This window comes from Clostridium thermopalmarium DSM 5974 (assembly GCF_002995795.1).
In the GTDB taxonomy this organism is placed as follows: domain Bacteria; phylum Bacillota; class Clostridia; order Clostridiales; family Clostridiaceae; genus Clostridium_H; species Clostridium_H thermopalmarium.
The window spans coordinates 19,908-30,127 of the sequence record NZ_PVXN01000027.1; the positions used below are offsets into that span (position 1 = coordinate 19,908).

Annotated in this window: 11 protein-coding genes; 4 read left to right on the top strand and 7 right to left on the bottom strand. The window is 30.6% G+C overall.

Translation table 11 applies throughout. The features are described from left to right. Positions 1-220 precede the first annotated feature (220 nt). The 4 genes from CPAL_RS06050 (at position 221) to CPAL_RS06065 (ending at position 3,675) form a co-directional block, all read left to right on the top strand. Positions 221-1,060, top strand: a complete 840-nt coding sequence (locus CPAL_RS06050; RefSeq protein WP_106024267.1) for an MBL fold metallo-hydrolase — start codon at positions 221-223, stop codon at positions 1,058-1,060. Between the two features lie 120 nt (positions 1,061-1,180). Then, the gene (locus CPAL_RS06055; protein ID WP_061858307.1) at positions 1,181-1,450 is read left to right on the top strand and encodes an ACT domain-containing protein; all 270 of its coding nucleotides are present in this window, start codon (positions 1,181-1,183) and stop codon (positions 1,448-1,450) included. A gap of 13 nt (positions 1,451-1,463) precedes the next feature. Next, complete coding sequence (locus CPAL_RS06060) at positions 1,464-2,822, top strand: PFL family protein (RefSeq protein WP_061858306.1); 1,359 nt, start codon at positions 1,464-1,466, stop codon at positions 2,820-2,822. 208 nt (positions 2,823-3,030) lie between these two features. Then, positions 3,031-3,675, top strand: coding sequence for an undecaprenyl diphosphate synthase family protein (locus CPAL_RS06065; RefSeq protein ID WP_061858305.1), 645 nt, complete (start codon positions 3,031-3,033; stop codon positions 3,673-3,675). 177 nt (positions 3,676-3,852) lie between these two features. On the opposite strand, the gene CPAL_RS06070 is transcribed toward CPAL_RS06065, so the two are convergent. The 7 genes from CPAL_RS06070 to CPAL_RS06100 form a co-directional block, all read right to left on the bottom strand. Then, entirely contained in the window at positions 3,853-4,446 is a 594-nt protein-coding gene (locus tag CPAL_RS06070) for a hypothetical protein (RefSeq protein WP_061858304.1), read from the bottom strand. 72 nt (positions 4,447-4,518) lie between these two features. Further along, positions 4,519-5,109, bottom strand: a complete 591-nt coding sequence (locus tag CPAL_RS06075; protein ID WP_061858303.1) for a hypothetical protein — start codon at positions 5,107-5,109, stop codon at positions 4,519-4,521. A 108-nt stretch (positions 5,110-5,217) separates the two neighbouring features. Next, a complete protein-coding gene (locus CPAL_RS06080; RefSeq protein ID WP_061858302.1) occupies positions 5,218-6,015 on the bottom strand; it encodes an ABC transporter ATP-binding protein in 798 nt (265 codons plus the stop codon). After that, positions 5,978-6,886 carry an ABC transporter permease gene (locus tag CPAL_RS06085; protein ID WP_106024270.1) on the bottom strand — a complete coding sequence of 303 codons (909 nt, stop codon included), beginning with the start codon at positions 6,884-6,886 and terminating at the stop codon, positions 5,978-5,980. Before CPAL_RS06085 ends, CPAL_RS06080 begins: the two co-directional genes overlap by 38 nt. A gap of 2 nt (positions 6,887-6,888) precedes the next feature. Next, positions 6,889-7,914: an ABC transporter substrate-binding protein gene (locus CPAL_RS06090; protein ID WP_061858300.1), complete on the bottom strand. Its 1,026-nt coding sequence runs from the start codon at positions 7,912-7,914 to the stop codon at positions 6,889-6,891. Positions 7,915-8,411: 497 nt separating this feature from the next. Next, the gene (locus CPAL_RS06095) at positions 8,412-8,828 is read right to left on the bottom strand and encodes a HutP family protein (protein ID WP_106024268.1); all 417 of its coding nucleotides are present in this window, start codon (positions 8,826-8,828) and stop codon (positions 8,412-8,414) included. A 118-nt stretch (positions 8,829-8,946) separates the two neighbouring features. After that, positions 8,947-9,783 carry a CvfB family protein gene (locus CPAL_RS06100; RefSeq protein WP_106024269.1) on the bottom strand — a complete coding sequence of 279 codons (837 nt, stop codon included), beginning with the start codon at positions 9,781-9,783 and terminating at the stop codon, positions 8,947-8,949. Positions 9,784-10,220 lie beyond the last annotated feature (437 nt).

Consider the following 10,220-nt stretch of genomic DNA (forward strand, 5'->3'; position numbering starts at 1 on the left):
CCCCCAGTCCATTTAATAATACTATATCTCCATTTTAATTCTATCTTTATAATTATAGAGTTTTTACATAAATTTCTCAACTATTTCCCTTGAAGTTAGGGTTTTTATAGAAATAAATATGATTATGTGTATATTTTTTACGAGTATTTTAAACCAACTTCAAAAGTTAGTATTGTATTATATTATATCTGTTGTATAATTAATCCAAGGAGTTGATTTTTTGAAAATAGTAACTTTAATAGAAAACACTCTCGAAGACAATAGTACCTTAATCAAAGAACACGGATTATCTATATTCATTGAAACTGAAGAAGGTAATATTTTATTTGATACTGGTCAAAGTGGCAACTTTATTTTAAATGCTGAAAAGTTAAATATAAATTTAAATAAAGTTGACTTTATTGTTTTAAGTCACAGTCATTATGATCATGCAGGAGGAATGAAGCCGCTGCTAGATTATATTCAAACTAAACCTAAATTGTATGTAAGCCAGTATTTCTTTTCTCATAGCCAAAAATATTATCTAACAGATGCAAACAAATCTAACTTAAAATATATTGGCATAGATTTTAACGAAGACTTTACACTAGATAAAAACATTCCTATAAATTATATAAATTCTAATTCCTATGCATTGACTTCTAAAATAAACATCATCTCAAACTTTCAAAGAAGTTGTAATTTTGAATCTCTTAATAAAAATATGAAAATAAAAATCAATGATAAATTTTATACTGATAGCTTTGATGATGAAATTGCCCTAACTATAGACACTCCAAAAGGTTTGTTGGTAATTGTAGGCTGCTCACATCTAGGTATTGTTAATATAGTGAATAGTATCATAAAAAGAACAAATAAAAAAATATATGGCATTATAGGTGGTACTCATCTTATAGAAGCTGATACATATAGAATCAATAAAACTATACAATGTTTTAAAGATATGAATATACAATTACTCGGTGTTTCCCATTGTACAGGAAAAAGTGCTATAGAAACATTAAAAAAAGAAACGGACAAACTCTTTATAAATTGTACTGGAAAAGTAATCTATATTTAGCAGCTCAAATTTTTAAATATGATAAAAACATAGAAAACTTAAAATAGTAAGTTTCTATAATTACCTGTTAAACATAAAAAATCATATTTATTATAATTACATTATTTTAGGAGGTATGTTATGAAAGCTATAGTGACTGTTTTAGGAAAAGATAAGGTAGGAATTATATCTAAAATAAGTACTATCTTAGCTGAAGCTAATGTAAATATTTTAGATATAAGTCAAACTATTCTTCAAGGATACTTTACCATGATAATGTTAGTAGATTTATCTCAATCATTAAAATCTTTTAAAGAAATTAAAGAGATTTTAGATTTAACTTCTGATAAGTTAAATCTATCTATAAAAATTCAGCACGAAGATATATTCAACTCAATGCATAATGTGTAGAAGAGGTGAGTTTATGATTAGTCAAGACAAAATAATGGAAACAATTAGAATGATAGAAAAAGAAAAATTAGATATTCGAACTATCACTATGGCAATTTCCTTAATGGATTGCTGTGATTCCGATGGAAAAAAAGCTCGTAATAAAATATATGACAAGATTTCTAAGTGTGCAGAAAACTTAGTATCCGTTGGAGAAGATATAGAAAGAGAGTATGGTATTCCTATTGTAAATAAAAGAATATCTGTGACTCCTATATCTCTAGTTGCTGGATGCTGCAATGATAAAAATTATGTAGAGTTTGCAAAGACTTTAGATAAAGCTGCTAGTGCTGTTAATGTTAACTTTATAGGAGGTTTTTCAGCTCTAGTTCATAAAGGCTATTCTGCTGGAGATAAAATTCTTATTTCATCAATTCCAGAATCCCTAAGTGAAACAGAAAGAGTTTGTTCTTCTGTTAATGTTGCAACTACTAAAAGTGGTATTAATATGGATGCAGTGAAAGAAATGGGACATATTATAAAAGAAACAGCAGAACTCACTGCAGATAAAGATGGTCTTGGTTGTGCAAAACTGGTTGTATTTGCAAACGCCGTTGAAGATAATCCTTTTATGGCAGGTGCTTTTCATGGTATTGGTGAGCCAGAATGTGTTATAAATGTGGGTATAAGTGGTCCTGGTGTTGTAAAAAGCGCTTTAGAACTTGTTAAGGGTGAAAGTTTTAATGTAGTTGCAGAAACCATAAAGAAAACAGCATTTAAGATTACTCGTATGGGACAACTAGTTGCGTCAGAAGCTTCAAGGCGTCTTAATGTGCCTTTTGGAATAATAGACTTATCCTTGGCCCCTACACCAGAGATTGGAGATAGTGTAGCTCATATTTTAGAAGAAATGGGATTAGAGTGTTGTGGAGCTCCTGGTACTACCGCTGCTTTGGCTCTTTTAAATGACGCTGTAAAAAAAGGTGGAATAATGGCTGCTTCAATGGTTGGAGGTCTCAGCGGTGCTTTTATTCCTGTAAGCGAAGATGCTGGCATGATTGACGCAGTATTAAAAAATTCTTTGACTATAGAAAAATTAGAAGCTATGACTTGCGTTTGTTCCGTTGGCCTTGATATGATTGCAATTCCTGGAGATACTCCTGCTGAAACTATTTCTGGCATTATTGCAGATGAAGCTGCTATAGGAGTTATAAATAATAAAACTACTGCCGTTAGAATAATACCTGCCCCTGGAAAAGGAATTGGTGATATGGTTGAATTTGGAGGACTTCTTGGAAGGGCTCCTATTATGGGTGTAAACAAATTTGGCAGTGCTGACTTTATCAAAAGAGGAGGTCAAATTCCTGCTCCAGTGCATAGCTTTAAAAACTAAGCAAGAAGGAATTTATTATAACTTGCATATACTCATTTATAACTATAGTCATGGATATGCCTAAGGGTAGTATTATGCTTTAGAGTTATAAACTCTAAAGCTTTACTTTTGTTTTACATATAAATAAAACTTAACAATAAAGGAATACTATTCTGTAACTTGGAAATAATACTACCTAGCATATTAAAAATAGAGAGCGTGATAAAATATGAGAATTCCAAATCATATAGGAATTATTCCAGATGGCAATAGACGTTGGGCTGTAAACAAAGGACTAACTAAGGAAAAGGGATATGCATCTGGATTAAATCCAGGGTTGATTTTATTTCATCTTTGCAAGGAACTAGGCGTAAAAGAATTAACATTTTACGGCTTTACTACAGATAACACAAAAAGACCTACTGTTCAAAGAATAGCTTTCACCAAGGCATGTATTGATGCAGTAGAAATGTTAAGCAAAGAAGATGCAGAGTTATTAGTAGTTGGAAACTCTAAATCTCCTATGTTTCCATCAGAACTTTTACCTTATACAACACGAAAAACTTTTGGTAAAGGTGGAATCAAAGTAAACTTCTTAGTAAACTATGGATGGGAATGGGATTTAGGAGATCTTGTAAATAATAAAAGCAGCAATAGACGCGACATTACTAAATGTTTAAAGTCTAATGATATCTCTAGAGTTGATCTTATAATAAGATGGGGCGGAAGGCGAAGGTTAAGCGGATTCTTGCCAGTGCAGTCCATATATTCAGACTTTTATGTAGTAGATGATTATTGGCCAGACTTTAATAAGGCTCACTTTTTCCAAGCACTAAATTGGTATAATACTCAAGATATTACTCTTGGAGGATAATTGTAGTTTTGACTGCGGCAACACATCCAAAACTTTTCACGTGAATTGTTGATATATTAAACATCACGCATGGGATTTGCATTGTATAAAGCGTTAAACAAGCATTAGAATCTTTCTTAAACGCAAATTCCATACGTGATGTTATATTTAAGAAAATTGCGGTGCAATTTTCTTAAATTATGTTTCTTTAATTCCATTTTTTATAATCCAATTTTTATACAGGTCGGGTCTTTCTTCCTTTAAAACCTTAAGAAATTTATCTAAATACATGTATTTTTTTAATCCTTTCATAAGGTGCCTAGGATATTTTACATTCCTTGTGTAACATCCTTTAGGATCAATTACCATAACAGACTCATCCTTTTGAACAAATATATCTTTACATCTAATATCAATTTTTGTAAAGTTTAGTCTTTTAAATTCTTCTAGCAATTCTATCACATTTAAAGCTAAGGTTTTGCTAAGCCCGTATACCTTAATATAGTCTTTTAGACATTGTCCTTCCACATAATCTCTTACCATATATATGTTATTATACTCATAAACTTTGGGAAAGTATTTGGAGCCATTTACTCTTCTTAAAATTTCATATTCTTTTTTACAGCTTTTAGCAGTAGTACATATTTTCACAACCTTGCCGTCTTTCCTTAAAAACACTTTCCCATGATGCCCTTCCCCAAGAAATTTACATCCACTTAAATCTAATCCCGCATTATTTTTATAACTTTCAAGACATTTCTTATCTTTTTTATTTCTATGGAAATTATCCATAAATATCTCCTTGTTTCACATACTTTATATAATTATAATATGAGAATATTATAAGTTAGATGCCCATAACTTTTAAGCTGATGATTTTCTAACATTTTTACAAGCTATTCTACTTAATTTATTTATTGCATTTATCCACTTAACAACCAAATTAGGCCTTACTTCTAAAGTTACTTTTATAAATTCATCCAAAACTCCAAGAGCTTCTAACTCTCTCAAGAGCATTCTTGGTATATCCCTTTTCTTACTGTAAGATTTTCTTGGGTCTATTACCTTAATGTCTCCGCCGCTTTCTATATATATATTTTTACTTGATATATCTATTCTAGTAAATCCCAACCTACGAAATTCTTCTAATAGTTCAATTAATTTAATTCCTATATCCTTCGATAATCCACGCTTTTTTACATAATCATATAGAGCTATACCTTCTATATACTCTCTAAGCATACACTTGTCCGACATTTCTATAGCTTTAGGAAAATACTTACTGCCTTCTACTTTCTTTAATATATTGTACTGGCTTTTGCAACTACTTTTATTATTAAAAATCTTTAATGCATATCCTTCAGAAGTTAAATATACCCTTCCTTCTCTGCCCTTGCCTAAAAACTTGCACCGTTTTATATCTATTCCAAGATACTTTTTGCTAATGCTTATCACCTCTGAATATTTCTCTACTACATACTATTAGACAGTCAGCTTTAAAGTTACTAATCACTAAAAAAGCATTTTAGAATGCCCCAAATTCTAAAATGCTTTTTCTTCGTGTTATGAAAACAATGCTCTATCACTTAGTAAATCATCTTCTTTGAAATTATTTTCAAAGTATTTTAATAGTTTTTCTATAGTAAGCCCCCTCTTTTCTTCTCCTCTAATGTCTAGAATAATCTCTCCATGATGAAGCATTATAAGTCTATTTCCTAAGTTAATAGCATGATTTAAGTTATGAGTTACCATCAATGTAGTCATTTTTTTTTCTCTTACTATGCTCTCAGTTAAATCTATTATTTTTTCAGAAGTCTTTGGATCTAAAGCTGCTGTGTGCTCATCCAAAAGCAAAATCTGTGGATTTCCCATAACCGTCATTATTATAGCCAGTGCTTGTCTTTGTCCTCCTGATAATAGCCCTACCTTAGTATTGAGTTTATCTTCAAGCCCAAGTTCCAATTCCGATAAAAGCCCCCTAAAATACTCTATATTATTTTTATCAACAGCAAAACTGAACCCAAATCTTTTTCCTTTGTTATATGCCATAGACATATTTTCTAGTATAGTCATAGATGGTGCTGTTCCCATTGAAGGATCTTGAAAAACCCTCCCTATAAACTTAGTACATTCATACTCTGGCATTTTAGATATTTCTTTATCCTTAAGTTGTATTACTCCTTCATCTGGCTTTATAGTTCCAGAAATTAAATTTAATAAGGTAGACTTTCCCGCTCCATTACTTCCTATTATAGTTATGAAATCCCCCTCATCTACTTTAAAGTTAAAATTGTTAAAGACTACATTTTCATTTGCTGTATCTTTATTGAATACTTTGTATAGATTTTTTATTTGAAGCAACTACTGCTCTCTCCTTTCCATCTTTTCTAAGTCCAATGGCAATCTTAAAATTATTAGCTCCTAACACGACAATAACGATTAAAGCTGTCATAAGTTTTAAATCCGTAGTCTCAAGGCCAAACCTTAGTGCTGCTCCTACAGCTAATTTATATACAATCGCTCCTAAAAGAGACATAGTTGTAGCCTTTACAAACTTCAAACTCTTTAAAAGTGAACTTCCTAATATTACTGCTGCAAGCCCTGTTACTACAGTACCTGTTCCCATACCTGCATCTGCATAACCTTGATGTTGTGCCATTATAGAACCTGCTAGAGCTACTAATCCATTAGAAATGCTAAGTCCCATAACTTTAATCATGTCCTTGTTTATTCCAAGGGAAGTCACTAGCTGCTCATTGTCCCCAACAGCTTTTAATAAAAATCCTATTTTTGTCTTTAAAAATATATCTAGTAATACCTTAACCATAATAGAACATATCACTATTAATATTATAGGCTTTATAAATCTTGTGACCGTGAATATGGTATTAAATCCAAAGAAAGGTACATTAGATTTTCCCATTATTCTTAAATTTATAGAATATAGACCTATCATGACCAATATTCCTGAAAGTAAGTTTGTTATTTTAAGCTTAACATGAAGCAAACCTGTGATTATACCTGCAGCCATTCCTGCAATCATAGATAAAATGCAAGCCAAAAATGGATTCATATCCATTGATAAACATAAGGCAGTAACTGCTGCTCCTAAAGGAAATGTGCCATCTACAGACAAATCTGGAAAATCTAATATCTTATAGGTTATATATACTCCAAGGGATACTATAGCAAAAATTAATCCCTGTTCTAATATGCCTATTATAAAGTTTATCATTACTCAACACCACCTTTTACCTTCTCAGCTTTAGTAAAAATTTCTTCTGGAACAGTCATGTTTAGCTTTCTAACTGCATCTTCATTTATAACTAGACTAGTTTCTTTAGAAGTGGTTATTGAAACCTCTTCTGGTTTTTTTCCTTCTATAAGTTCCACAGCCTTAAGCCCTGTTTCATATCCAAGCTTGTAATAATCAATACCTGCAGTTGCAACTGCTCCATTTTTCACATGAGCTGCTTCAGCACCCATAACAGGTATATTTCTGCTATAACATATCTTAGTTATGGTTGATACTGCTGATGCTACCATGTTATCTGTAGGAATATATAATATATCAATCTTATTTAATATTGAGTCCAAAGCCTGTGGTATTTCGTTGCTGCTAGTTATACCTGAAGTTACTATATTAAAGTTAAAACTTTTTGACGCATTTTTTGCTGCTTCTATCTGAAGCTCTGAATTAATTTCACTAGTATTATAAATAATACCTATATTTTTAGTCTTTGGTGCTAGCTTTTTAATAAGTTCAAATTGTCTCTCTATAGGTACAGCATCAGAGGTTCCTGTTACATTTGTGCCTGAATTATCTAAAGACTTTGCAAGTCCAGCCGCTACAGGATCTGTCACTGCTGTTATAACTATAGGAATATTTTTATTTGCCTTTTGAGTAGCATTAAATGCTGCTTGAGCTGAAGGTGTGGATATTGCTGCAATTAAATTCACATCATCATTCACAAATTTTTCAGCAATAGTCTGAGTTGTTGGCATATCATTTTGTGCATTTTCAAAATCTATCTTTATATTTACTCCATCTTTGTAATTTTTATCCTTAAGAGCTGCAATAAAGCCTTCTCTTGCTGAATCTAAAGCTGGATGCTCAGCTATTTGAGTAATTCCTATCTTAACTAATTCATTCTTTGATTCTCCTGCGCCTAAAGAAGTTGCCTTTGAATTTGAACATCCTCCTAAAGCACTTACTACTAATAAACTACCCACTAACATTAAAATTTTCTTAACTACCATACTACCATCCTCCATATATTTTTATTTTTTATAAAAATAAAAACTCTCCTAATAGGAGAGTTGATTTATCAACATATAATAAAACATAATATATCCGTAAATATACTAATCATATACGGCATATTATATATTGCTTGTTATTACTATATCTCCTACCATCCTACTACACTACGATTTTTAATCAATAATCTCTAGTTGCTAGTCTTTAATCTTAAACTAACAACTTCTAGCCTGCTTTCTATTCTTCCATACTACATTTTAAACCATTCTACTAAATTTTTAAACTGACTTCATTTTCTTTATTACTTCTATTCTACTACTTAAATTTAACTTTTGTTATAGTCTTTTACTTAATTTATTATATTTTACACTAAGATGAACTAACTGTCAATGCTTATCGATTCAAAATTCTTATTTAACTTAAGCATCTCACTACTTTAACTTACTTTCCGCTTCGCTTATGCATTTCATTTAAACTTATATATTGCCTTTTTAGTTTAGTCGTTTGGTATAGATCTATGTGCTAGACCAATTACTATTTCATTTAAATGGAGAAGTCCTATGCTCATAAATATACAAACACTTATATGCTCTCCGCCTCTTGCTATACCTATTTTTCCTCCTACATTAAGCCCATTTGCTTTAGCTGATACCTGCATTATAGCTTCTCTTGCAGCTCCAACAACAGCCCCATCATGAACATGACAATCTTTTATAATTCCTGTTCTCTTTGCAGCAACTAAAGCTCTTTCCATTATTTTAGGAATTGATTCATTAAGATTTCCACCTACATCTACGGCAGCTGTTAGTATATCTTTTTTTCTAAACTCATCTTCTAATTTTTTTTCTTCGCTTCTCTCACTAGTAGCTAATCTGATAGCAGCTTTAGCCACCTCCACACTATTAAACTTCATTCATTTCACTCCCACGTATTGACTTATAATTAATTTGTATATATTATATCATTTAATTTTAATATGTCTTAAATGAGCCATAATTTTTATATTCATTGGGAACTTTCCTAAAACATATCTACTTTAACTTTATTCCTTTTTCCGTTTGCTCTATTTTACCTTCCTTTAATAATTTACCAATTGCCCTTTTAAAAGCTGCTTTGCTCATTTTTAGTCTATCCTTTATATCTTCTGGATTACTTTTATCATTAAGAGGTAAAAATCCGTCATATCTTTCAATTTTTTTAAGAATCACTTCTGCATCGCTATCTATCTGTTTATATGCAACATCTCTCATAGCTAAATCTAGTTTACCATCTTGCCTTACTTTTGCAACTCTACAAGTTACTTCATCCCCAATCTTTATTTCATCATAACACTCTCTTTTAGGTATTAAACCTTTATATTTATTATCAACTGCAACTAAAGCTCCAATTTCATCACTTATTGAATAAACAGTTCCCTTAACCCAATCTCCATACTTATATGGACTGTTAGTATGAAGAAATCTTCCTACATATGTAGTAGCAGTTAATCTTTTACTTTTATCTACATAAGCTGCTACTAAATACTTCTTTCCAACTTGCATCCTATATTTTTGCTCTTTAAAAGGTACAAGTAAGTCTTTTTCTAAACCCATATCTAAAAAAGCACCTATTCCTGTAATTTCTTTTACTTCTAAGGTTGCAATTTCTCCTACTTGTATTAAAGGTTTTTTTCTTGTAGCAATAGGTCTATCTTTTGAATCCTTATATACAAATACCTCAATTTCATCTCCTACTTCTATTTTTTCTGGAAGCTGATTATTAGGCAGAAGTATGTTATCCTTACTATCTCCTGTTACAGCGTCTAAATAAGCCCCTATCTTTGTAATATTTGCTACCTTTAAAGTTTGAATCTTGCCTATATTTATCATTAAAATATTCACCTTACCTTATATTATGATTTTCTATATTTAAAATATTAATCTTAATGTAAACTTTATCTTGACTTCTATTTTAGTCTACAACTCTTATTATAGTCAATCTTTATCTATATTCCTTACAGAATTAGCTTTATTATTTTTTTATTAATTATGTATTACTTATTTTCCTTTTATCAATAGTGTGTAACATTATATTTTTTATAGAATAGTATATTATAAATATATATCTATAAAAAACATCTTAGTGATGAAGAAATCAATAAATCTTGTAATGACTAATATAAAATCTTAAAATTCAATTGGTTCATTGTATAATCAAATGCAATAGATAAAAAAGAAAAACCATAGTGAGAAAATCATGTATAATTGTTTTTGACAAGAAAACAAAACATGAGGTGCTCACTATGGCTCGAAATAATTGTAACACA